This window comes from Paracoccus mangrovi (assembly GCF_042648425.1).
GTDB lineage: Bacteria > Pseudomonadota > Alphaproteobacteria > Rhodobacterales > Rhodobacteraceae > Paracoccus > Paracoccus mangrovi.
The window spans coordinates 1-22,242 of sequence record NZ_JBHRXJ010000003.1; the positions used below are offsets into that span (position 1 = coordinate 1).

Here is a 22,242-nt window from a genome sequence, read left to right on the forward strand (position 1 = left end):
CGCCGCCCCTTCCAGGCCGTCCGATCCAGCGTCGCCGTCTCGGTGAGCGGGTATCTAGGCCCCACCGAACCCGCCCGCAAGTGAAAAAAGAAGGAAAACTGAGAAAAACATACAACGCACTGAAATTTATGGGATTATTTCGGGGTTGCGATGTGGCGCCGGCCCTTTTCGCGGACCGGCGCAGGGGATCATCCCCGTCCCGGAACCGGGCGCGGCGCACGCCGGAACCGCGAAATTCCCAGCAAACGCAGGGAAAGAAGCGTCAGAATCACTGACAGAATCATCAGGGGCCATGATTCCCAGACCTTCAACGCCCAGAGCCAATGCACCGCGGAAAGGATCGCCGCCGGATAGATCAGCTTGTGCAGCCGCCGCCACCCCGCCCCCATGCGCCGGATGGAAAGCCGGTTCGAGGTCACCGCCAGCGCCAGCAGCATCGCAAAGGCCAGCATGCCAAAGATCAGATAGGGGCGCTTGATCACGTCCTTGACGATCTGTCCCCAGAGCAGGCCCATGTCAAAGACCACCCACGCCGCCAGATGACAGACCAGATAGGTGAAACAGATCAGCCCCAGCGCCTGACGGAACCGCATCAGGTTTACCCGCGCCAGCCGCAGCAGTGGCGTCACCGCCAGCGTGGCGATCAGGAAATAGATCGCGGTCCGGCCCAGACGATGTTCGATGTCACGCACCGGGTCGACGCCCAGATGCCCCTGCACCGTGTCCCAGACCAGAAGCGCCAGCGGAATCAGCCCGACCAGCCAGACCGCCCAGACCGGGACATGGCGCAGCGCGCGGTTCAGTGATTGTACCATCAGTAGTATTTCGCCAGATCCATGCCGGAATAGAGGTTGGCGACTTGATCGCCATAGCCGTTGAACATCAGCGTTTCCTGACGCCCGGCCAACAGACCCGCGCCGACCCGCCGTTCGCTGGCCTGCGACCAGCGCGGATGGTCCACCTGCGGGTTCACATTGGCATAGAACCCGTATTCGCTGGGTTGCAGCATCTGCCAGCTGGTTTCGGGCTGCTTGTCGGTCAAGGTGATGCTGACGATCGACTTGATCGACTTGAAGCCATATTTCCACGGCACCACCAACCGGATCGGTGCGCCGTTCTGATTGGGCAGCACCTCGCCGTAAAGCCCGGTCGCCATGATCGTCAGCGGATGCATGGCCTCGTCGATGCGCAGCCCCTCACGATAGGGCCAGTCGATGATCGCGCTGCGCTGACCCGGCATCTGGTCGGGATCCTCCAGCGTGCGGAAGGCCACGTATTTCGCGCCGGGCTGCACGCCGGCCTTGTTGAGGATGCTGGCCAGCGGCACACCAAGCCAGGGAATCACCATCGACCAGGCCTCGACACAGCGCAGGCGATAGATGCGCTCTTCAAGCGCGGAATCCGGTGCCAGATCCTCCAGCGCATAGCTGCCGGGACGCGCGACCAGCCCGTCGATCGTCACCGACCAGGGCTTGGTCTTCAGGCTGCCGGAATATTCGGCCGGATCGGTCTTGCCGGTGCCGAACTCGTAGAAGTTGTTGTAATTGGTGATATCTTCAAGGCTGTTGGGCTTTTCGTCCGTCGAGAACGCCGACGGCGCCCCCGTCAGCCCCAGCGCCGGCGTCGCCAGCGATGCCATGCCGGCGGCGATAAAGGCGCGGCGGTTGAGATATTCGGACCTCGGCGTGACATCGGACCATTTCAGCTTCATCTGCATTCCCCCTTAGGTTGGCGGCATTATGCCATGACCGGGCGCGCAGACATATGAAATTACTTGTGATTCCAAAGCTTGTAACGAAATCGGGGCGGGTGTTTTTCCCGCCCCGTTCAATTGCTTACCGGATCCGCCCGGGTTCAGTGCAGGGGCGCGCGCGGCCCTTTTTCGCCCGCCTCGCCCAGCCCTGTGCCGGTGACACGGTTGCCGACGATCAGCCCGTCGGGACCGGCGCTGACCGGAACGGTCTCACCATCCAGCACGTCGCCCGACAGAATCATCTCGGCCAGCGGGTTTTGCAGGCTGCGCTGGATCACCCGTTTCAGCGGCCGGGCGCCAAAGACCGGATCATAGCCTTCATCGGCCAGCCATTTCATCGCCGCCTCGTCGAGGTCCAGCTTGATATTGCGCTGCGCCAGACGCTGTTCCAACAGCCAGAGCTGGATCTTGACGATGCCATCCATGTTTTCCCGCGTCAGGCGGTGGAAGATGATGATCTCATCCAGGCGGTTCAGGAATTCGGGGCGGAAATGCGCCCGCACCGCGTCCATCACCTGCGCCCGCGCCTGTGAGCTGTCGGCCCCGTCGGGCAGCGCCGACAAGGCCTGTGCCCCAAGGTTCGAGGTCAGGATGATCAGCGTCTGCTTGAAATCCACCTTGCGGCCCTGACCATCGGTCAGCTGTCCATCGTCCAGCACCTGCAACAGCACGTTGAAGACATCGGGATGCGCCTTTTCGACCTCGTCGAAAAGGATCACCTGATAGGGACGACGGCGCACGGCCTCGGTCAAGACGCCGCCCTCATCATAACCGACATAGCCCGGAGGCGCACCGATCAGACGGCTGACCGAGTGCTTTTCCATGAATTCGGACATGTCGATGCGGGTCATCGCATTGTCGTCGTCGAACATGTATTGCGCGATGGCCTTGGTCAGCTCGGTCTTGCCGACGCCGGTCGGGCCCAGGAACAGGAAACTGCCCAGCGGCCGCTTTTCGTCGTTCAGCCCGGCCCGCGCGCGGCGCACGGCGTTGGAAATCGCCGTCACCGCCTCGGACTGGCCGATGACGCGCTTGCCCAGCACCTCTTCCATCTTCAACAGCTTCTCGCGCTCGCCCTCCAGCATCTTGCTGGTGGGGATGCCGGTCCAGCGCTCGACCACCTCGGCGATCTGCTCGGGGCGGACGGCCTCTTCGACCATGGGGCCGTCATCGCTGCCTTCGGCATCGACCAGCTTTTTCTCAAGCCCGGGGATGATGCCGTAAGACAGCTCACCCGCGCGGGCCAGATTGCCCTCGCGCTTGGCCTGATCCAGCTCGGCGCGGGCGCGGTCCAGCTGTTCTTTCAGGTTGCGCGACCCCTCCAGCTTGTCGCGCTCGGCCTGCCAGCGGGCGGTCATCGTCGCCGACTGTTCCTGCAATTCGGACAGGCTTTTTTCCAGCTTTTCCAGACGGTCCTTGCTGGCGGCGTCATCCTCTTTCTTCAGGGCCTCGGCCTCGATCTGCATTTGCAGGATCTGACGGTCCAGCGCGTCCAGTTCCTCGGGCTTGCTGTCGACCTCCATGCGCAGACGCGACGCGGCCTCATCCACAAGGTCGATGGCCTTGTCGGGCAGGAAACGGTCGGTGATATAGCGGTTCGACAGCGTCGCGGCAGCCACCAGCGCGGCGTCGCTGATGCGGACGCCGTGATGCAGCTCATATTTTTCCTTGATGCCGCGCAGGATGCTGATCGTGTCCTCGACCGTCGGTTCCTCGACCAGAACGGGCTGGAAACGCCGGGCCAGCGCCGCGTCCTTTTCGATATACTTGCGGTATTCGTCCAGCGTGGTGGCACCGACGCAATGCAATTCGCCCCGGGCAAGCGCGGGCTTGATCAGGTTGGCGGCATCCATGGCGCCATCGGTCTTGCCAGCACCGACCAGAACATGCAGCTCGTCGATGAACAGGATCACCTCGCCGGCGGCATCCTCGATTTCCTTGAGAATGGCCTTCAGCCGTTCCTCAAATTCACCGCGATATTTCGCCCCGGCGATCAGCGCGCCCATGTCCAGCGCCCAAAGCTGCTTGTTGCGCAGGGATTCGGGCACGTCGCCATCGACGATGCGCAGGGCCAGCCCTTCGGCGATGGCGGTCTTGCCGACGCCGGGTTCGCCGATCAGCACCGGGTTGTTCTTGGTGCGGCGCGACAGCACCTGCATGGCGCGGCGAATCTCTTCGTCCCGGCCGATGATCGGGTCGATCTTGCCGTCGGCGGCAGCCTCGGTCAGGTTGCGGGCATATTTCTGCAAGGCCTCATAGCTGTCCTCGGCGCTGGCGCTGTCGGCGGTGCGGCCCTTGCGGATGTCGTTGATCGCGGCGTTCAGCGCCTGCGCGGTCACATGGCCGGCGCTCAGCGCGTCGCGGGCATGGGTATTGACCACGGCCAGCGCGGTCAGCACGCGTTCGGCCGGAACAAAGCTGTCGCCCGCCTTCTTGGCCAGCTTTTCGGCCTCGTCCAGAACGCGGACCATGCTGGGGTCGATATAGACCTGTCCCTGGCCACCCGACACCTTGGGCAGCTTCGACACCGCCTGATCGACGGCATTGCGCACGGCCTGCGCATCGCCCCCGGCCCGCGTGATCAGATTGCTGGCAAAACCCTGTTCGTCATCCATCAGCGCCTTCAAAAGATGCTCGGGCATCACGCGCTGATTTTCCTCGCGGATCGCGATCGTCTGCGCCGCTTGCAGAAATCCGCGCGACCGTTCGGTAAATTTTTCCATATCCATGAAGATTTTCCCTTATAAGCCCCCGCCTTGGACCGCCCGTTTCGGCACGGCCCGGTTCGGGTCCGTGATCACAAATGGGCAGGAACAAACGGGGTTTCAAGCCTGTGGGTTCCCCATTATAAGCAGGCCGTTTGTCGCAAGCCGAGGTGGAAAATGGATGATCGTCTGATTGTGGCGCTGGACGTGCCGAACGCGCTGGCGGGGCTGGCGCTGGCCGAGCGGATCGGGGATGCGGTCGGCTTTTACAAGATCGGGCTCGGCATGCTGACCGGGGGCGGCCTTGCGCTCGCCAACAAGCTGAAACAGGAACATGGCAAGCGCATCTTTCTGGACATGAAATTCTTTGACATCGGCGCCACGGTCGAGGCGGCGGTGCGCGGCATCGCGCAATACGATCTGGATTTCCTGACCGTGCATGGCGACCCCCATGTCGTGCGCGCCGCCAAAGAGGGCGCGGCCGGATCGGGGCTGAAAATCCTGGGCGTGACGGTGCTGACCTCGCTCGACCGGGCCGATCTGGATGCCGGCATGATCGTGCCGGGCGATGTGACCGAAATCGTCACCACCCGCGCCGCGCGTGCGCTCGAGGCGGGCGCCGATGGCGTCATCGCCAGCCCGCGCGAGGCGGCGCTGATCCGCGCCCTGCCCGAGGCGGCGGGCCGGCTGATCGTCACCCCCGGCGTGCGCCCGGCCGGCAGCGACGCCGGCGACCAGAAGCGGATCGAAACCCCCGCAACCGCCATCGCCAACGGCGCCGACCATATCGTCGTCGGTCGCCCGATCTGGCAGGCGGCGGATCCCCGCGCGGCGGCCCTGGCCATCGCCGCCGAACTGCCCCGGGCTTGACCCCGGCCCCGCCCTGCCCCAGCCTCGCCGGGCAGGGCACAGCCTTGGGGGGAAACGATGCAGGACGGGGCAAGCCGGGCGCGGCAGGCGGCGCAGAACGATCTTGTGCTGTCCTTTCTTTCGGTGCGGCGCGCCATCGGTGCGCTGGGGTTTTTCCTGCCCGTCGCGCTGGCGCTTTACGGGCTGATCGCGGGGAATCTGCGGGCCAGCATGTCGGCCTATTTCTATTCCCCCATGCGCGAGATCTTTGTCGGCACGCTCTGCGCGCAGGCCGTCTTTCTCTGGAGCTATGAGGGCTATCGCGACCCCGGCCGGATGATCACCGACAAGCTGGTGGCGCGCATCGCCTCGGTCGCGGCGGCGCTGATCGCGCTGGCCCCGACCAACCCGCCGGGCGGGGCCGCGCCGGGCTGCACCTTGTTGCAATGCCTGCTGTCCGATGGTCCCAGCGCGGCGCTGCATGCCGTGGCGACTGCGATGTTTTTCGCGGCGCTGGCCTTTTACTGTCTGGTCCTGTTCCGGCGCGGCCGGGACATCACCGGCGATGAACATGCCGCGCAGGTGATCTATCGGCTTTGTGGCTGGACCATCATCGCGGCCATCGGCGCCATCGGGCTGATGATCGTGACCGGGCTGGATATGCGTCTGGCGCCACTGCGCCCGATCTTCTGGCTCGAGGCGCTGGCCACATTCGCCTTTGCCACCAGCTGGGCGGTCAAGGGCAAGGCGCTGCGTCCGGTCGTGCGCGCCATGACCGCGATGGTGCGCCCGCATTAGAGCGGCCGGACCGGATCGCTAATCCCGGCCCAGCATCCGCGCCACGCGCTGGCGCAGATATGGCACCGCGCGGAGATGGGCCAGAAATTCGTCCAGCGGCATCATCCGCCATTCCTGTCCTTCATCGCCAAAGCGGATCGCGGCGATCTCGGCCTCGGTCAGCGAACCCCGAAACAGCCAGGAGGCCCGCACCGCGTCGTTCAGGCCGGGAAACCGGTGCCCGGTCAGGCGGTCGCCCGAAAGCGACAGGCCGAATTCCTCGGTCAATTCGCGCAGCGCGCATTCCACGGGCGTCTCGTCCGGTTCCGCGCCACCGCCGGGCAGATCCCAATGCGCCGGGAACGGGATCCAGTCATAATCGTCGCGCAGACAGGTCAAAAGCCGGTCACCATGGATCAGCAACAGCTTGGCGCCGGTAAATCCTAGCGGTCGTTGTCGTTGATGTCGCGTGTCCAGATCTTCACCTCATCCGCGCCGGTGCCGAAAAAGCGGCGCAGGACCACCCAGATCACCCCGGTCAGCACCGCCGTCACCACCAGCGCCATCGGCAATCCGCCGCCCCAAAGCCCCAGCAAAAGCGCGGCGCCCATCACCAGCACGGCAACCGCCATGCCCAGAAAGAACCAGCCCGGCATCGCCAGTTCCAGCGCGGCCAAAAGCAGCGCGGCAATGATCCAGAGCCAACCGTTCGCCCAGATCATGCCTCCGCCCCCTTGCATTGCACCGATGCCGCCTTGCCCGGCCGGTTCATTTGCCGCCCCTGAGCAGCTTGAAGGCATCGCCGAACGCCTCGATCGCGGCGGTGGGCAACAGGATGGTCTGCTTGCCCTGCCCCTTGCCGACGGTGTTCAGGACGTCGACCTGTCGCATGGCGATCTGATACTGCGCGGCCTCGATCCCGCCTTCGCGGATGGCCGAGGCGATGGCATTGTTGGCATAGGCTTCGGCATCGGCCAGCACGCGCGTGGCCTTGGCCTGTTGTTCGGCGGCGTAAAGATCGCCATCGGCGGCCAGCTCGACCGCGCGCTTGCGGCCCTCGGCCTCGGTGACCTGGGCACGGCGGGCGCGCTCGGCATTCAGCTGTTGCAGCATCGCGGCGCGCGTGGCCTCGTCCAGATTGACGTCCAGAATCTCGGCCCGCGTCACCTCGATCCCCCAATCGTCGACGATATTGGCCAGCGATTCGCGGATGCGTTCGATCAGATGGGCGCGATTGGACTGAACCTGATCCAGCTCCATCGTGCCGATTTCCGACCGCACGATCCCCGCGACCGTGGTGCTGATCGCCGCATCGACATCGCGAATCCGGTAGACGGTCTTTTCCGGTTCTATGATGCGGTAAAAGACCGAGGTCTCGACTTGCACCAGCACGTTGTCGGCGGTGATCGCATCCTGACGCGAGGTCGGCAGCTGGCGTTCCAGCACCGAAATCTTATGCGCGACCCGGTCCAGAAACGGCACGATGAAATTGATCCCCGGCCCCAGAACCGCGCGCAGCCGGCCAAACCGTTCGACCACATATTTTTCCGATTGCGGCACGATGCGCACGGCCGAGCTGATGGCGTAAAAGATCACCACCGCCAGCACAATCAGCGCGAGGTTCCGGCTCAGCAGGTCGATAAGGGCGGGCGGCATGGCTATTCCTTTCGTCGGTCATTCCGCCGCGATAGAACTATCGCAGGCGTCCGGGCGCAAGCCGGCCAGCCGTTTCAGAATGCGTTCAAGGCGCAGGGCAAAGGCGCCGAAATCGACGCGCGGCTCGACCATGCGTTCATTCATATAGAGCGAACGGTCCAGTTCCAGCTGCACGACATGGACGTTTTGTCGCGGACGGCCATAGGTCGTGGCGATATAGGCCCCCGAAAAGGGCGAGTTGCGGCGCAGCCGGAAACCCTCGGCCTGGACGGCCGAGGCGATCTCGGACGTGATCCGCGTCGAGGCCGAGCCGCCATTGCGGTCGCCCAGCACGAAATCCGGGCGCGGGCGCGGCAGATGCGCCAGCGCGTCGCGTGGCATGGAATGCATGTCGATCAGGATGGCGCCCCCGAACCGCGCCACGGCTTCGTCGATCAGCCCGGCCAGCGCACGGTGATAGGGGTGCCAAAGACGTTCGATCCGCTGCTGGGCCACGGCCAGCGGGATCGGACGATCATAGATCGCGCGCCCCTGCGACACGACGCGGGGAATCACCCCCAGACCGGCCATGATTCGCGGATTGAGCGCCGCCGGCGCCACGCCCGACACCACCAGCGGGTCGATTTCATCAGGCCCGCGGTTCAGATCGACGACACAGCGCGGCACCCGCGCCGTCATCAGAACCGCGCCATGATCCAGCGCCGGGGCGATCAGCCGGTCGACAAAGGCATCCTCGGAGGAGCGCAGCAACAGCGGATCCAGCCGCGATTCGGCCAGAAACCAGTCAGGATAGACCCGTCCCGAATGCGGCGAGGCGAAAATCACCCCGCTCCGCCAATGCGGCGGCCTGATCAGGTCGAAGGTCTGATCCATGTCGGTCATTCGACGCTCCACAGGCGCGGGTGGGCGCCGGTTCATGGCAGGCTAGAACAGATAGGTTTATAAAGCATCTTCAGTTGGGGCCAAGACCCGGCGAATGGGGGCTTGAAACCCCCGGGTGACATGGATATAGACACGCGGACCACGGCGAGACGCCAGCTTTTGCTGACAGAATCACCAGGTAGGGGCGGTTAGCTCAGCGGTAGAGCACTACGTTGACATCGTAGTGGCCACTGGTTCGATCCCAGTACCGCCCACCATTTTTCGCGCCCCCGGGGCTTAACCGGGGGCATTTCAGTTCCAAGGCGCGACTTGCGATGCGCCGCGATAGGAGAAGACCGATGAAGGTTCGCAATTCGCTCCGCTCGCTCAAGAGCCGCCACCGCGATTGCCAGATCGTGCGCCGCAAAGGCCGCATCTACGTCATCAACAAGACCAACCCGCGTTTCAAGGCCCGTCAGGGCTGAGAGATCGGAAAGTCGACGTTCGAAAGCGCCCGCAATGCGGGCGTTTTTCATTTTTCCGGCCCTGTTGCGGTTTTAGGCCCGTTCCGGGGCCGGATCGCCGCGCCCGGCATCCGGCACGGCAAGGGGGGCTGACTGCCCCCCTGTCCATCGGTCCGGGGACCGCTGGACACCCCCCGTGGATATTTGGACATGAAAGACAAGAGCCCGGCGAATCACGGGGTCAGCACGTCTTGCAGCATCTGGCCCACGGTTTCCTGGGTCACATAACCGGTGACGCGCAGGTTGCGCGCCGCCTGATAGCGGCGCAGGGCCGAGCGCGTTTCGGCGTTGAATTCGCCATCGACCGGGCCGGGGCGCAGGCCGGCGGCGCGCAACCGTTCCTCGATCAGGAGCCGGGTCGAGGAATCCAGCCGCAGGGCCGATTCTTCGCGCCGGGCGGCCTCGGTTCCGGCGCGCAGGGTCTCTAATCCGGTGCGGGCTTCGGCGGCGTGGCGGCCGCGCGGATAGCGTTCGAGATAGGTTTCATAGGCCGCCGCCGAACCCTGGCGCCGGGCCCAGGCCCAGGTCGCATCGTCGCCCCGTGGCACGTCCTGGGGCGGCACCGCGCCGGTCAGTTCGGCAAGCATGCGTCGTGCGGTATCGGCATGGATGCCGTTCGGATAGCGGCGCAGATAGGTTTGCAGCCCCTTGGCATCCCGCTGTGCGCCGGTCCTGCGCCAATAGTCGCGGTCGCGGCTGCCATTGTCGCCGTCCAGATAGGCGACCTGCTGGTTGATCGATTTCAATTGTGGCGGGGTCAGATAGCCGGTCGGGGCGTGCTTGTTGGCGCGTTGCCATGCCATCAGCGCCGCGCGCGTGCGCTGGCCAAAGATGCCGTCCGCCGTGCCGCTGTCATGGCCCAGCCGCGACAGGCTGCGCTGAAGTCCCGCGCGCGCGGCGGCGTCGAGGTTCATCGCGGCCTCGGCCTGTGCCTCGGGGGTGGATTGCGGGCGGGTCGCGGGGACCGGAACGGCCGGATCGTCCGCCCTGCCCGCATGGGCCGGCCCCTGTTCGATCCGCGCCTGACGTTCCCGCGCCGCCGCCGAAAAGATGCCGCGCGGGAATTGGCGCAGATATTCACGATAGCCCGCGGCGGTATTGGCGCGCGCCGCCTGGGTCCAGGCCGCGCGGTCATCGCCAAGCGGATCCGCCGGCTGGGCACCCGTATCGCGCGGCAGGGCCACCAGATCGCCCTTGCTGCCGGCCATGAGCCGCAGCGTCGGATCCACCATTGCCGCCTGGGCCGCCGAACTGCCGCGCAGCAATTCGGCCAGCGCGCGGGCCGTGGCCTCGGGCGTGCCAGAGATCACCGCCATATCGGCCGGCACCGGAAAGGTCCCGATGCCGTCATCCAGCCCGCCGCCATGGGGCATCTGCTGGCCATCCGTCCCCAGAAGCAGCACCGCCCCCGGCCGGGCGCCGGAAATCAGCCGCAGCACCAGCGACATGGGAACGCCTTGCAGATCGGCGTTCAGCCGGTCGGTGTCGCGCGCATCCGTGCCCATGAACCAGGTCTCGTTCCCGTCGCGCAGGAACCGCCCGTTCAGCGTCACGATACGGGCGCCCGGCGCGGCGTCGGGACGGGCCAGCACGGCCAGCCGCTCGCGCAGCGCGTCGGCGGCAAGATCGATCCCGTCGGTGGTGTCAAACCCCGCCTCGCGCAGCGCCGCCGCCAGCGCCGCCGTATCGGAGCCGGCAAGATCGGGGGCATCGCGATAATCGGCATTGCCGATCACGACCGCACGCTTTTCGGCCCAGACGGGCGTGGCGCCGATCAGGGCGGCCAGCAGGATCGGGATAAGGCGCATGATCAATTCCTATTCCGCCGAAGCGGCGGGAATCAATCGTAGCTGCGCCGATCCTCGATCACCTTGCCATCATTGGGCAGCGACCCCGGCGCAACCAGTTCGACCCGGCCGCGAAGTTTCAGTGTGTCCAACACCGTTCCCGCATACCTTGCCGCATCTTGCGCGTCGGTTTCCAGTTGAACCGTCATCACATCCATGTCGCCAGCCCGTTCCGCCACGACACGAGCGCGTGATATTTCGGGATGGCGGGCCACCAGTGCCGCCACCTGTTCGGGGCGGACGAACATGCCCTTGATCTTGGTCGTCTGGTCGGCACGCCCCAGCCAGCCCTTGATGCGCATATTGGTGCGCCCACAGGGGCTTGTTCCGGGCAGGACCGCCGACATGTCGCCGGTGGCAAAGCGCACCAGCGGATAATCCCCGTTCAGCGTGGTCACCACGACCTCGCCCACCTCGCCATCGGGAACCGGGATGCCGGTGCCCGGGCGGACGATTTCGACGATCACGCCCTCGTCGACGATCATCCCCTCCATGGCCGGGGATTCATAGGCGATCAGCCCCAGATCGGCGGTGGCATAGCATTGCGTCGTGGCGATGCCGCGATCGGCGTAGGCTTGGCGCAGGGCGGGAAAAAGCGCGCCGCCGGAAACCACGGCGCGGTTCAGCACCAGCCGCTCGCCCATCTCATCGGCCTTGTCGAGGATGATCTTCAGGTAATCGGGCGTGCCGGCATAGACCGTGGTGCCGATATCGACGGCGGCGCGGACCTGCAATTCGGTCTGGCCGGTGCCGGCGGGCAGGACGGCGGCATCGACGGCGCGGGCGGCGGATTCGAACATCATCCCCGCCGGCGTCAGGTGATAGCCAAAGCAGTTCTGCACGATATCGCCCGCGCCCACACCCGCCGCGAACAGAAACCGCCCCAGCCGCCACCAGTCGCCCCCCCGCATCCCGGGTTCATAGATCGGGCCGGGGCTTTGAAAGACATGCTCGAATTCATGCGGACGGCGGGTGGTAAAGCCGCCAAAGGGCGGCGATTTCCGCTGTGCCTCGGACAGTTCGGATTTGCGGATCACCGGCAGTTCCGCCAGCGCCGCGCGGCTGGTCACCAGATCGGCATCGACGCCTTGCAGAATGCGCGCCAGCGCCGGCGCGGTCTTTGCCCGTCCGATCGCATCGGGCAGATCGCGCGCCAGATCGGCAAAACGCTCATCGCCGCTGCGGGTTTCCAACTCGTCATAATGGCCGGTCATGAAAGCTCCGGATTGTTGTTATTCAAGAAGCCGCACCCGGCGAAAAAGGGGCCGCGCCCCTCACGCCAGCCAGCGCTTGCGGCGGCGATAGCTGCGCACGTCGCGAAAGCTTTTGCGGCCCTCGTCGGACATGCCCAGATAGAATTCCTTGACGTCGGGGTTTTCGCGCAGCGCGTCGGCGGGGCCGTCCATCACCACCCGGCCGCTTTCCAGGATATAGCCGTAATGGGCATAGCGCAGGGCGATATTGGTGTTCTGTTCGGCCAGAAGGAATGTCACCCCCTCGCCTTCGTTCACCGCCTTGACGATTTCAAAGATCTGTTCGACCAGCTGCGGCGCAAGACCCATGCTGGGCTCGTCCAGAAGGATCGTTTCGGGCCGCGACATCAGCGCGCGTCCCATGGCGCACATCTGCTGTTCCCCACCCGAGGTATAGCCCGCCTGCGACCTGCGCCGTTCCTTGAGGCGCGGGAAATAGGTATAGACCATCTCAAGATCCTGGCGGATCGCGGCGCCGCCATCGGTCCGCGTATAGGCGCCGGTCAGCAGGTTTTCCTCGATCGTCAGGTGCTCGAAGCAATGGCGGCCCTCCATCACCTGGATGACGCCCTTTTTCACCAGACTGGCCGGATCCATGTTCTGGATCGGTGCGCCGCGATAGCTGATCGATCCCTTGGTCACCTCGCCGCGCTCGGAATGCAGAAGGTTCGAGATCGCCTTGAGCGTGGTGGTCTTGCCCGCACCATTGCCGCCCAAAAGCGCGGTGATGCCGCCTTTGGGCACCGACAGGCTGACCCCCTTCAGCACCAGAATGACGTGATTATAGATCACCTCGATATTGTTGACCTCCAGCAAGGTCTCGTGGTCCTGCGCGGTGTCGAGCATGGCTTCCCCCTGTCCCGGATGCCCCGGCGGCACGCACCGCCGGGGTCAAAGGTCTCAGCAGCGCGGCGTGATGCCGGCTTCCTTGGCATAGGCTTCGCTGTCCTCAAGGATCAGCGGGGCGAGGATTTCCTGATCCGGCTCGGTAAAGTCGGAAATCAGGGTCCATTTGCCGGCGGCCGCATCCCATTGCTGCATGCGCGACATGCCGCTTCCGCCATGGTTGTCGCAGGTCATCTTTACCTCGGGGCCGAAATCCGGCAGGCCCAGCTCGGTCAGACGCTCGGGGGTGATGTCCAGCGCCTCGAACCCGTCGCGCAGCTGAGCGGCGGTGATCGCCGAGGTGCCGGCCAGTTCCTGCGCCTTTCTGATCGCCTCGGCGATGACGACGGCCGCATACATGCCGCGCGAATACAGAACCGAACCGACATGCGGCCCGCCCTGCGACGCCTTGCCCGGCTCGATGACGAATTTCTTCATGTCCTCATAGACCGGATAGTCCATGCCGACGCCGTGAAAGGTCAGCGCCTTGTAGCCATTGGCGGCCGCACCCACCGGCAACACGTCGACCTCGGATCCCGACCACCAGATGCCGATCATGTTTTCCATCGGAAAGCGGATATTGGCGGCTTCCTGAATCGCGGTCTGGTTCATCACACCCCAGCCCCACATGATCACATAATCGGGCTTGTCGCGGCGGATTTGCAGCCATTGGCTTTTCTGTTCCTGCCCCGGCGGATCGACCGGCAGCTCACTCAGGGTAAAGCCGTGCTTTTTCGACAGCTCCTGCAAGGTGCGGATCGGTTCCTTGCCATAGGCGCTGTTGTGATAGACGAGCGCGATCTTTTTGCCGTTCAGATCGCCGCCATTCTGCTCAAGCAGGTATTTGATCGCGACCGAGGCCCCGTCCCAATAGTTCGCGGGCGCGTTGAAGACCCATTCGAACACCTTGCCGTTCTTGGCCGAGGTCCGCCCATAGCCCGGCGTGTAAAGCGGGATCTTGTCGGCCGAAACCTTGGGGATCAGCTGATAGGTGATGCCGGTAGACAGGGGGTTATAGACCAGTGCGCCGTCGCCTTTGGTCGCCTCATAGCATTCGACGCCCTTTTCGGTGTTATAGGCGGTCTCGCATTCCGGGGTTAGGATCTTTTCGCCGCCGATCCCGCCATCGCGTTCATTGAGCAGGGTGAAATAGTCGTTGAACCCATCGGCATATTGCGTGCCGTTCGCGCCGTAAGGGCCGGTGCGATAGGAAAGGTTCGGCACGACCAGATCGGCCATGGCCGGCGCTGCGGCCATCACGGCCCCCAACGCGATGCTTGCAAGTTTCAGTTTCATCCTGGTTCTCCTCCCAAGGGTGATGTGCCGGTTCGCCGGTCGTTCAATGCGGGAATGGCCAAAGCCGCAGCTTTTCCTTTGTCAGCGCCCAAAGCCGGGCCAGCCCATGCGGCTCGACGATCAGGAAAAAGATGATCAATGCGCCCACGATCATCAGCTCGATATGGGCGGCCAGATCGGTCGGCCAGCCCAGCTGCGCGACCAACAGATTCTTCAACAGCACCGGCAACAGGACCAGAAATGCCGCGCCGGCAAAGCTGCCAAAGATGCTGCCCAGACCGCCGATGATGATCATGAACAGGATCAGAAAGCTTTTGTTGATGCCGAAAGCCTCGCTGGCCTCGGCCGCGCCCAGATAGACCGAAAACAGCAGCGCCCCGGCAATGCCGACGAAAAAGCTGGAAACGGCGAATGCGGACAGTTTCGCGGTCAGGGGGTTCACCCCGATGATTTCCGCCGCGATGTCCATGTCGCGGATCGCCATCCATTTGCGACCCAGCGTGCCGCGCGTCAGATTGCGCGCGATCCAGGCCAGAACGACCGCAAAGACCAGACAGGTCAGATATTTCGCCGGCGCGGTGGTCGCCGGACCCGTCACCGCCCAGCCGAACATGGTGCGTTCCGGGGCATTGATCTGACCCGAGGCCGAATAGTTGTAAAACCACGGCACCTTGTTGAACAGCCAGACCAGAAAGAACTGCGCGGCAAGCGTGGCCACCGCCAGATAGAACCCCTTGATGCGCAGGCTGGGCAGGCCGAAAAGCACCCCCACCATGGCGGTGATCGCCCCGGCCAGAACGATATGAATGACGATGGGCACCCCGGGAAAGGCGGTCATCAGCTTATAGACGGCATAGGCGCCCACAGCCATGAAGCCCCCCGTCCCCAGACTGACCTGTCCCGCATATCCCGTCAGGATGTTCAGCCCGATGGCCGCGATGGCATAGATCAGAAGCGGCACCAGAACCGCATTGGCCCAATAGCTGTCGATGACAAAGGGCACGACCAGAAAGGCCACGGCAAGGACCGCGTAATAGCCCCAGCGATCCAGCCGGATCGGGAATGTCTGGCCATCGTCGCGATAGCTTGTCTTGAAATCGCCCGCCTCACGATAGAACATCGTATTCTCCCCCGATCACCCTTGCCGTGGGGGCTTCGCGCCCCCACACCCCCGCGGGATATTTTCCCATGGAAGATGAAGAGCGACGCGCCCTCGTCTTCCATGTCCAAATATCCCCGCCGGAGGCATAGAATCCTTTCATCGTCAGACCCGCTCGATGATGCGTTCGCCAAACAGGCCCTGCGGCCGGAAGACGAGGAAAAGCAGCGCCAGCACATAGGCGAACCAGTTTTCGGTCGCGCCGCCGACCATGGGGCCGACGAAATATTCGAACAGTTTCTCGCCCATGCCGATGATCAGCCCGCCGACGATGGCGCCGGGGATCGAGGTGAAGCCGCCCAGCATCAGGACCGGCAGCGCCTTGAGCGCGATCAGCGACAGGCTGAACTGCACGCCCGATTTCGTGCCCCACATTATGCCCGCGACAAGCGCCACGAAGCCCGCGATCGACCAGACCATGATCCAGATGAATTGCAGGCTGATGCCCACCGACAGCGCCGCCTGATGGTCGTCGGCCACCGCGCGCATGGCCCGGCCCTGTTTGGTATATTGCGAAAACCCGACCAGGGCCGCGACCAGAGCCGCCGCGATCACCGCCGCCCAGATATCCAGCCGGTCGACGAAAAAGCCATAGCCGAACCAGTTGTTGGTCGCCGTCTCGACCGTTTCGGAAATCCCCTGCGGCAGGCCAACGTCCAGAACCTTGACATCGGCGCCCCACATCACATCGCCCAGCCCTTCGAGGAACCAGGCCAGTCCGATGGTGGCCATGAACAGGATGATTGGCTCTTGCCCGACCAGATGTTTCAGCACCAGCTTTTCGATGGCGACGGCAAGGCCGACCATCACCAGCGCCGTCAGCGCGATGGCCAGAGCCGCCGGCACCGTCCAGCCAAAGCTATCGGCATGCAAACCAAAGGCCGCGTTCAGCAGATGGGCAAAGGGCACGCGCCCCTCCATGATGCCCACCAGCGTCATCGCGGCGAAAAGCGCCATCACCCCCTGGGCATAGTTGAAGACGCCCGACGCCTTGTAGATAAGCACGAAGCCCAGCGCGACCAGCGAATACATCACCCCGGCCATCAGCCCGTTGACCAGAACCTCGCTTGCGTAAAGAAATTCCATCGCCGCCCCCTATTCGTGCGCCACGCCCAGATAGGCGTCGATGACCTCGGGATTGCTGCGCACCTCGTCGGGGGTGCCGTCGCCGATCTTGCGACCGTAATCCATCACCACCACCCGGTCCGACAGATCCATGACCACGCCCATATCGTGTTCGATCAGCGCGATGGTGGTGCCGAATTCGTCATTCACATCGAGGATAAAGCGGCACATGTCCTCTTTTTCCTCGACATTCATGCCGGCCATGGGTTCATCCAAAAGCAGGATCCGCGGTTCGGCCGCAAGCGCGCGGGCCAGCTCGACCCGCTTTTTCAAGCCGTAAGGCAGCCGGCCGACCGGGGTCTTGCGGATGTTCTGGATTTCCAGAAAGTCGATGATCTTTTCGACCTGTTCGCGGTTCGCGACCTCTTCGCGCTCGGCACGGCCCCACCACAGCGCCTGGCTCCAGATCGGGGCCTTCATCATGTTCAGCCGCCCGGTCATGATATTGTCCAGAACCGACATGCCCTCGAACAAGGCGATGTTCTGAAAGGTGCGCGCCATGCCCAGACGCGCCACCTCATAGGGTTTCATCGGGCCGCGCTTATAGCCCTTGAACCAGATCTCGCCCTCTTGCGGGACATAAAAGCCCGAGATGACGTTCAGCATCGAGGATTTGCCGGCGCCGTTCGGCCCGATGATCGCCCGGATCTCGCCCTCGCGGATGTCAAAGCTGATATCCTTGATCGCCGTCACGCCGCCAAAGCGCAGGGTGATGTTTTTCAGATCCAGCAGCACCGGGCCGATCTGGCGGCCGTCGGGGGTGATATAGCCATCCTGCATGCTCATTCCGCCGCCACCTTCTGCTGGGCCGCATCGCCAAAGACCTGCGCATCCGCGATCTGCAAGGTGGCCTTGATCGCGCCCTTGCGGCCATCCTCATAGGTGACCTCGGTTTCGGTATAGACGCTGGCCGAACCGTCATAGAGCGCGGTGATCAGATCGGCATATTTCTCGGCGATGATATTGCGACGGACCTTGCGGGTGCGGGTCATCTCGCCGTCATCGGGGTCCAGTTCCTTGTGCAGGACCAGAAAGCGGCTGATCTGGCACCCCGACAGCATCGGATCGCGGGCGACGGATTCGTTCACCGCCTCGACATGCTGGCGGATGGTCTCATAGACCTGTGGGTGGCCGGCAAGTTCCTGATAGCTGGCATAGGCGATATTGTTGCGCTCGGCCCAGTTTCCGACCGCGTTCAGGTCGATATTGATGAAAGCGGTGCAGAACCCGCGCCCGGCGCCAAAAACCACCGCCTCAAGGATGTTGGGATAGAATTTCAGCTTGTTCTCGACATATTTGGGCGCGAACATCCGACCGTCCGCCATCTTGCCGACATCCTTGGCGCGGTCAATGATGCGCAGATGCCCGGTCGCCTCTTCAAAGAAGCCGGCATCGCCCGTCGCCACCCAGCCCTGTGCGTCCTTGGTCGAGGCGGTGCTGTCGGGATTGCGGAAATATTCGACGAAAGTGCCGGGGCTGCGATAGAACACCTCGCCATTTTCGGCGATGCGGACCTCGACCCCCGGCGATGGTACGCCGACTGTGTCGGACCTGACCTCGCCATCGGGCTGTTGGGTGATAAAGACCGATGCCTCGGTCTGGCCGTAAAGCTGTTTCAGGTTGATGCCGAGGCTGCGATAGAAATCGAAAATCTCGGGGCCGATCGCCTCGCCCGCCGTATAGCCGACGCGGATGCGCGAATAGCCAAGGGTGTTTTTCAGCGGACCATAGATCAGCAGATCGCCCAAGGCATAGCGCAGCCGGTCCAGAAGGCCCACGGGCTTGCGCTCAAGGATGCGGGGGCCGATGCGGCGGGCCAGATCCATGTAATGGCGAAACAGCCAGCGTTTCACCGGCCCGGCATCCTCCATGCGGATCATCACATTGGTCAGCTGGCCTTCAAAGACGCGGGGCGGGGCAAAGAAATAGGTCGGGCCGATCTCGCGCAGGTCGGTCATCATCGTCTGCGCGCCCTCGGGACAGTTCACGGTAAAGCCGGTCCAATAGGCCTGTCCGACGGAAAAGATGAAATCGCCGACCCATGCCATGGGCAGATAGGCCAGCACCTCTTCGCGCTGGCGCAGATCGTCGAAACCGGCGGTGTTGCGGGCGGTCTCGATGATGTTGCGATTGGACAGCACCACGCCCTTGGGCTTGCCGGTGGTGCCGCTGGTATACAGCATCACACAGGTATCGTCATAGCCAAGGCCCGCGACAAGGCTGTCCAGTGCCGCGCCCAGACGCGCCTCGGCGGCGCGGCCCTCGGACTGAACATCGGCCAGCGCGTTCATGCGGGCATGGTCGTATTTCCGCATTCCGCGCTTGTCGGTATAGATGATATGTTCGACGGCCGGGGCGCGGTCGCCCACCTCAAGCACCTTGTCGACCTGTTCCTGATCGCCGCAGACCACGAAGCGCGCGCCACAGTTTTCCAGCACATAGGCCATCTCGTCGGCCACCGCGTCCTGATACAGCGGGACCGGCACCGCGCCGCACATCTGGGCGGCAATCATCGACCAGTAATGCGCGGGACGGTTGCGGCCGATGATGGCGACGTGATCGCCCGGGCGCAGACCCAGCACCAGAAAGCCCAGCGCAAGATCGCGGATCTGGCGCGCGGTGTCCGCCCAGGTCCAGCTTTGCCAGATCCCGAATTCCTTTTCGCGATAGGCGGGCATATTGCCGAACCGGTCGGCATTGCGCGCCAAAAGCGCCGGAATCGACTGCAATCCGGTTTCGGCCGCCTGCACGTTCTGCATATATCCCCCCTTTGCCTTCGGGCTCCTCTTCCCTTCGGCATGTGCAGCTTATGGCGGCAATTCTTTCCTTAATTTTTCCTGAATCCTACGAATTGTTACGACGACAAGGCAATGCTAATCCAAGGCATGTCCGATGCCCGCCACGCCGAGCTGACCCTGTCCGGGCTGAATCTGATTCAGCAGGCGATTTCGATTTTCGACGCCGATCTGCGGCTGGCGGTGGTGAACCGCCCCTATCAGATCATGTTCGACCTGCCCGATGCGCTGACCCGGCCCGGCACCACATTCGAGGATACGATCCGCTATCTGGTCCAGCGCGGCGAGTACGGCCCCCAGCCCGACCCAGAGGCCGCCGTGCGCGAACGCGTCGAACAGGCCCGCGCCTTTCAGCCCCATTACATGGAACGCCAGCGCCCCGATGGCCGCTGGATTTCCGTCGAGGGCGCGCCTTTGGGCGGCGGCGGCTGGGTCGCGGTCTATACCGACATCACCCAGATCAAGCGTCAGGAACAGCTGCTGCGCGCCCGCTCGGCAGAGCTGTCAGAGCTGGCGCTGGATCATGCCGAGCGGCTGGCGGCGGCCAACCGCGCGCTGGCCGCGACCAATGCCGCGCTGGAAGAGGCCAAGCGCATCCTGACCGAATCCGAGGCCCGCACCCGGCAGGTCACCGCCATGGTTCCCGCCCATATCGCCCATATGGACCGCGACTATCGCTATACCTTTTCCAACAACCAGCTTTCGGCGGTCTTTCCCGGTGCCGCCGCCGATATCGTCGGCCAGGACGGTGAAAAGGTGCTGGGCAGCGACACGTTCGACCGCATCCGCCCGCATATGGAACGCACCTTTGCCGGCCAGCCGCAGGTGTTCGAGATCACCCATACCCCGTCCGGGCGGCGCATCCGGGTGGCGCTGACCCCGGATGAAAGCGGGCGCGGCGCCTATATCCTGTCGACCGACGTCACCGCCGAGGTACAGGCCCGCGAGGCGCTGACCCATGCCGCCAAGCGCGCCTTGGCGACGCAGATGACATCGGGGCTGGCGCATGATTTCGGCAATCTGCTGACCATCATTCTGGGCCTGCAAGGGCGGCTGGCCCGCGCCGGTCTGCCCCCCCAACAGGCCGAGGATGTGCAGGCCACGCTGGCCGCCGTGCGGCGCGGGGTCACGCTTTTGGACGGGATCGCGGCGCTGACCGAGAAGCGCGAACAGCACCCGCAGCCCGTCGATCTGCGGACGCTTCTGGACGAGCTGGCGGCGATGACCCGGCCCACGCTGGGCGCGGATTTCGCCCTTGAAACCGAGGTGACGGAACTCTCGTGCCGGATCATGCTGGATCCCGGCGCGTTGCAGGATGCCCTGCTCAATCTGGTGCTGAACGCGCGCGACGCCATGCAGGGGACCGCGCCCGGTCCCGACGGGCGGCGCGGGCGCATCTCGATCCGGGCGCGGCCGGCGGGGCGCTGGCTGGAAATCATCGTCGCCGATACCGGCCCCGGCTTTTCGCCCGAGGCGCTGGCCCGCGCGACGGAACCGTTTTTCACCACCAAGGGCAGCCGCGGCACCGGGCTGGGCCTGCCGATGGTCTATGACCAGATCAAGCTGGCTGGCGGCACGCTGCGGCTGGGCAATGGCGCGACCGGGGCCTGCATCGCGATCCGTCTGCCGCTGCGCGTGGCGCGGCCGCATCTGATCCTGCTGGTCGAGGACGACGACGCCATCCGCACCCATACCCGCGAATTCCTGACCGCGCAGGGCCATTCCGTGATCGAGGCCGCATCGCTTGGCGAGGCGCGCGGGCTGACCGACCTGCCCGGCCTCACGCTGATCCTGTCGGATCTGCAACTGGGCGATGGCACCGGCGACGCGCTGGTGGATCTGGGCTTGCCGGCGGTGCTGATGACGGCGCTGCCGCCGGGCGATCCGCGGCGTGCGGGTCTGAATTGCCCGGTCTTGACCAAACCTTTTGACGAAACCGAGTTCGCCGTGGCATTGGCTGGCATCAATGACTGATGCGCCGCTGATCGCCATTCTCGATGACGAGCCCGAAATCCGTCGCCTGCTCTCTGCGGCGCTGGAAGAGGCGGGCTTTCGCACCACCTCTTTCGCCCGCGCCACCGAATTCGAGGCCGCGCTGCGCCGCATTCAGCCCGAGGCCTGTCTGATCGACCTTGGCCTGCCCGACCGCGACGGGCTGGCGCTGGTTCACCGGCTGGCGCGCGACAGCGGGGCGGCGATCATCATCATCTCGGGGCGGGCCCAGGTACAGGACCGCGTCACCGGGCTGGAACTGGGCGCCGACGATTATATCATCAAACCCTTTGAACCCGCCGAGGTCGTGGCCCGCATCCGCGCCCGCCTGCGCAAGCCACAGCGCGATGCCGGCGCCGGCCGCCAACAGATCCGCTTTGCCGGCTGGCTGGCCGATTTCGACCGTTACTCCCTAACCTCGCCCGAGGGCGCGCAGACCCCGATCAGCCACGCCGAGGCCGAGGTGCTGCGCATGTTTCTGGACAATCCCCGGCGCCTGATCTCGCGCGCGCAGATGCTGGAAACGCTGGGCGGCACGGCGGGGGAAAGCTTTGACCGGGCCATGGATGTGCGCATCTCACGGTTGCGGACCAAGCTGGGCGAGGATCCGAAAAACCCCCGTCTTATCAAGACGATATACGGTGCCGGCTATATCTTTCTGGCCGAAATCGCCTGATCCGGCGGCCTAAAGGCTTGCGATGAGGGGCTTGGCGGTTATCCTTTCCCGGAATTGTATACCAAAACCAGGGAGGGGCGCGTGGAGCC

20 protein-coding genes and 1 tRNA gene are annotated in these 22,242 nt (G+C 64.3%); 6 read left to right on the forward strand and 15 right to left on the reverse strand.

The genetic code is table 11. The features are described 5' to 3' along the window. Window positions 1-188: 188 nt before the first annotated feature. The 3 genes from msrQ to clpB all read right to left on the reverse strand — a co-directional run bounded on the left by msrQ (window position 189) and on the right by clpB (window position 4,482). A complete protein-coding gene (gene msrQ, locus ACFOMH_RS04605; protein WP_377742931.1) occupies window positions 189-815 on the reverse strand; it encodes a protein-methionine-sulfoxide reductase heme-binding subunit MsrQ in 627 nt (208 codons plus the stop codon). Next, the gene (gene msrP, locus ACFOMH_RS04610; RefSeq protein ID WP_374425826.1) at window positions 815-1,711 is read right to left on the reverse strand and encodes a protein-methionine-sulfoxide reductase catalytic subunit MsrP; all 897 of its coding nucleotides are present in this window, start codon (window positions 1,709-1,711) and stop codon (window positions 815-817) included. Before msrP ends, msrQ begins: the two co-directional genes overlap by 1 nt. A 143-nt stretch (window positions 1,712-1,854) precedes the next feature. Then, a complete protein-coding gene (gene clpB / locus ACFOMH_RS04615; protein WP_377742934.1) occupies window positions 1,855-4,482 on the reverse strand; it encodes an ATP-dependent chaperone ClpB in 2,628 nt (875 codons plus the stop codon). A 153-nt stretch (window positions 4,483-4,635) separates the two neighbouring features. Here clpB and pyrF point away from each other — a divergent pair, with 153 nt between their 5' ends. Both pyrF and ACFOMH_RS04625 read left to right on the forward strand, forming a co-directional pair. Continuing rightward, window positions 4,636-5,328 carry an orotidine-5'-phosphate decarboxylase gene (gene pyrF, locus ACFOMH_RS04620; RefSeq protein ID WP_377742936.1) on the forward strand — a complete coding sequence of 231 codons (693 nt, stop codon included), beginning with the start codon at window positions 4,636-4,638 and terminating at the stop codon, window positions 5,326-5,328. Window positions 5,329-5,385: 57 nt separating this feature from the next. Next, window positions 5,386-6,105: a hypothetical protein gene (locus tag ACFOMH_RS04625; RefSeq protein WP_377742938.1), complete on the forward strand. Its 720-nt coding sequence runs from the start codon at window positions 5,386-5,388 to the stop codon at window positions 6,103-6,105. A gap of 18 nt (window positions 6,106-6,123) precedes the next feature. Here the strand turns inward: ACFOMH_RS04625 and ACFOMH_RS04630 are convergent, their stop codons facing one another. The 4 genes from ACFOMH_RS04630 to ACFOMH_RS04645 are packed head-to-tail and all read right to left on the reverse strand — an operon-like array spanning window position 6,124 to window position 8,622. Beyond that, the gene (locus ACFOMH_RS04630; protein ID WP_377742939.1) at window positions 6,124-6,507 is read right to left on the reverse strand and encodes an NUDIX hydrolase; all 384 of its coding nucleotides are present in this window, start codon (window positions 6,505-6,507) and stop codon (window positions 6,124-6,126) included. A gap of 20 nt (window positions 6,508-6,527) precedes the next feature. After that, window positions 6,528-6,806 (reverse strand): hypothetical protein, encoded by a 279-nt coding sequence (locus tag ACFOMH_RS04635; RefSeq protein WP_377742941.1) that lies wholly within the window; start codon window positions 6,804-6,806, stop codon window positions 6,528-6,530. Between the two features lie 46 nt (window positions 6,807-6,852). Next, window positions 6,853-7,740, reverse strand: coding sequence for an SPFH domain-containing protein (locus tag ACFOMH_RS04640; protein ID WP_374425816.1), 888 nt, complete (start codon window positions 7,738-7,740; stop codon window positions 6,853-6,855). Between the two features lie 18 nt (window positions 7,741-7,758). Next, window positions 7,759-8,622: an N-formylglutamate amidohydrolase gene (locus tag ACFOMH_RS04645; RefSeq protein WP_377742943.1), complete on the reverse strand. Its 864-nt coding sequence runs from the start codon at window positions 8,620-8,622 to the stop codon at window positions 7,759-7,761. A gap of 182 nt (window positions 8,623-8,804) precedes the next feature. Between ACFOMH_RS04645 and ACFOMH_RS04650 the strand changes: the two genes are divergently transcribed. Together ACFOMH_RS04650 and ykgO are read left to right on the forward strand one after the other, a co-directional pair. Then, window positions 8,805-8,879 (forward strand) — tRNA-Val (locus ACFOMH_RS04650). Window positions 8,880-8,960: 81 nt separating this feature from the next. Continuing rightward, window positions 8,961-9,086: a type B 50S ribosomal protein L36 gene (ykgO, locus tag ACFOMH_RS04655; protein WP_017998967.1), complete on the forward strand. Its 126-nt coding sequence runs from the start codon at window positions 8,961-8,963 to the stop codon at window positions 9,084-9,086. Between the two features lie 212 nt (window positions 9,087-9,298). Here ykgO and ACFOMH_RS04660 read toward each other — a convergent pair whose 3' ends face one another. The 8 genes from ACFOMH_RS04660 to ACFOMH_RS04695 form a co-directional block, all read right to left on the reverse strand. Next, the gene (locus ACFOMH_RS04660) at window positions 9,299-10,933 is read right to left on the reverse strand and encodes a peptidoglycan-binding domain-containing protein (protein ID WP_377742945.1); all 1,635 of its coding nucleotides are present in this window, start codon (window positions 10,931-10,933) and stop codon (window positions 9,299-9,301) included. A 32-nt stretch (window positions 10,934-10,965) separates the two neighbouring features. Further along, on the reverse strand, window positions 10,966-12,186 hold the full coding sequence (locus ACFOMH_RS04665; protein ID WP_377742947.1) for a phenylacetate--CoA ligase family protein: 1,221 nt from the start codon (window positions 12,184-12,186) through the stop codon (window positions 10,966-10,968). Window positions 12,187-12,246: 60 nt separating this feature from the next. Further along, entirely contained in the window at window positions 12,247-13,071 is an 825-nt protein-coding gene (locus ACFOMH_RS04670; protein ID WP_374425812.1) for an ABC transporter ATP-binding protein, read from the reverse strand. A gap of 54 nt (window positions 13,072-13,125) precedes the next feature. After that, on the reverse strand, window positions 13,126-14,406 hold the full coding sequence (locus ACFOMH_RS04675; protein ID WP_374425811.1) for an ABC transporter substrate-binding protein: 1,281 nt from the start codon (window positions 14,404-14,406) through the stop codon (window positions 13,126-13,128). 43 nt (window positions 14,407-14,449) lie between these two features. Beyond that, the gene (locus ACFOMH_RS04680) at window positions 14,450-15,526 is read right to left on the reverse strand and encodes a branched-chain amino acid ABC transporter permease (RefSeq protein ID WP_377742949.1); all 1,077 of its coding nucleotides are present in this window, start codon (window positions 15,524-15,526) and stop codon (window positions 14,450-14,452) included. 144 nt (window positions 15,527-15,670) lie between these two features. Then, the gene (locus tag ACFOMH_RS04685; protein WP_374425809.1) at window positions 15,671-16,651 is read right to left on the reverse strand and encodes a branched-chain amino acid ABC transporter permease; all 981 of its coding nucleotides are present in this window, start codon (window positions 16,649-16,651) and stop codon (window positions 15,671-15,673) included. 9 nt (window positions 16,652-16,660) lie between these two features. Continuing rightward, the gene (locus ACFOMH_RS04690; RefSeq protein ID WP_377743414.1) at window positions 16,661-17,470 is read right to left on the reverse strand and encodes an ABC transporter ATP-binding protein; all 810 of its coding nucleotides are present in this window, start codon (window positions 17,468-17,470) and stop codon (window positions 16,661-16,663) included. Window positions 17,471-17,472: 2 nt separating this feature from the next. Next, the gene (locus ACFOMH_RS04695; protein WP_377742951.1) at window positions 17,473-19,449 is read right to left on the reverse strand and encodes an AMP-binding protein; all 1,977 of its coding nucleotides are present in this window, start codon (window positions 19,447-19,449) and stop codon (window positions 17,473-17,475) included. A 126-nt stretch (window positions 19,450-19,575) separates the two neighbouring features. On the opposite strand from ACFOMH_RS04695, the gene ACFOMH_RS04700 reads away from it, so the two are divergent. Both ACFOMH_RS04700 and ACFOMH_RS04705 read left to right on the forward strand, forming a co-directional pair. Then, entirely contained in the window at window positions 19,576-21,459 is a 1,884-nt protein-coding gene (locus ACFOMH_RS04700) for a PAS-domain containing protein (protein WP_377742953.1), read from the forward strand. Further along, the gene (locus tag ACFOMH_RS04705) at window positions 21,452-22,153 is read left to right on the forward strand and encodes a response regulator transcription factor (RefSeq protein WP_377742955.1); all 702 of its coding nucleotides are present in this window, start codon (window positions 21,452-21,454) and stop codon (window positions 22,151-22,153) included. Before ACFOMH_RS04700 ends, ACFOMH_RS04705 begins: the two co-directional genes overlap by 8 nt. The last annotated feature ends 89 nt before the right edge of the window (window positions 22,154-22,242 follow it).

Excerpts from the sequence above, each read along its gene's own strand:
- msrQ (WP_377742931.1), bottom strand. The coding sequence starts at position 815 with ATGGTACAATCACTGAACCGCGCGCTGCGCCATGTCCCGGTCTGGGCG.
- msrP (WP_374425826.1), bottom strand. The coding sequence starts at position 1,711 with ATGAAGCTGAAATGGTCCGATGTCACGCCGAGGTCCGAATATCTCAAC.
- clpB (WP_377742934.1), bottom strand. The coding sequence starts at position 4,482 with ATGGATATGGAAAAATTTACCGAACGGTCGCGCGGATTTCTGCAAGCG.
- pyrF (WP_377742936.1), top strand. The coding sequence starts at position 4,636 with ATGGATGATCGTCTGATTGTGGCGCTGGACGTGCCGAACGCGCTGGCG.
- ACFOMH_RS04625 (WP_377742938.1), top strand. The coding sequence starts at position 5,386 with ATGCAGGACGGGGCAAGCCGGGCGCGGCAGGCGGCGCAGAACGATCTT.
- ACFOMH_RS04635 (WP_377742941.1), bottom strand. The coding sequence starts at position 6,806 with ATGATCTGGGCGAACGGTTGGCTCTGGATCATTGCCGCGCTGCTTTTG.
- ACFOMH_RS04640 (WP_374425816.1), bottom strand. The coding sequence starts at position 7,740 with ATGCCGCCCGCCCTTATCGACCTGCTGAGCCGGAACCTCGCGCTGATT.
- ACFOMH_RS04645 (WP_377742943.1), bottom strand. The coding sequence starts at position 8,622 with ATGACCGACATGGATCAGACCTTCGACCTGATCAGGCCGCCGCATTGG.
- ykgO (WP_017998967.1), top strand. The coding sequence starts at position 8,961 with ATGAAGGTTCGCAATTCGCTCCGCTCGCTCAAGAGCCGCCACCGCGAT.
- ACFOMH_RS04660 (WP_377742945.1), bottom strand. The coding sequence starts at position 10,933 with ATGCGCCTTATCCCGATCCTGCTGGCCGCCCTGATCGGCGCCACGCCC.
- ACFOMH_RS04665 (WP_377742947.1), bottom strand. The coding sequence starts at position 12,186 with ATGACCGGCCATTATGACGAGTTGGAAACCCGCAGCGGCGATGAGCGT.
- ACFOMH_RS04670 (WP_374425812.1), bottom strand. The coding sequence starts at position 13,071 with ATGCTCGACACCGCGCAGGACCACGAGACCTTGCTGGAGGTCAACAAT.
- ACFOMH_RS04675 (WP_374425811.1), bottom strand. The coding sequence starts at position 14,406 with ATGAAACTGAAACTTGCAAGCATCGCGTTGGGGGCCGTGATGGCCGCA.
- ACFOMH_RS04680 (WP_377742949.1), bottom strand. The coding sequence starts at position 15,526 with ATGTTCTATCGTGAGGCGGGCGATTTCAAGACAAGCTATCGCGACGAT.
- ACFOMH_RS04685 (WP_374425809.1), bottom strand. The coding sequence starts at position 16,651 with ATGGAATTTCTTTACGCAAGCGAGGTTCTGGTCAACGGGCTGATGGCC.
- ACFOMH_RS04690 (WP_377743414.1), bottom strand. The coding sequence starts at position 17,470 with ATGCAGGATGGCTATATCACCCCCGACGGCCGCCAGATCGGCCCGGTG.
- ACFOMH_RS04695 (WP_377742951.1), bottom strand. The coding sequence starts at position 19,449 with ATGCAGAACGTGCAGGCGGCCGAAACCGGATTGCAGTCGATTCCGGCG.
- ACFOMH_RS04700 (WP_377742953.1), top strand. The coding sequence starts at position 19,576 with ATGTCCGATGCCCGCCACGCCGAGCTGACCCTGTCCGGGCTGAATCTG.
- ACFOMH_RS04705 (WP_377742955.1), top strand. The coding sequence starts at position 21,452 with ATGACTGATGCGCCGCTGATCGCCATTCTCGATGACGAGCCCGAAATC.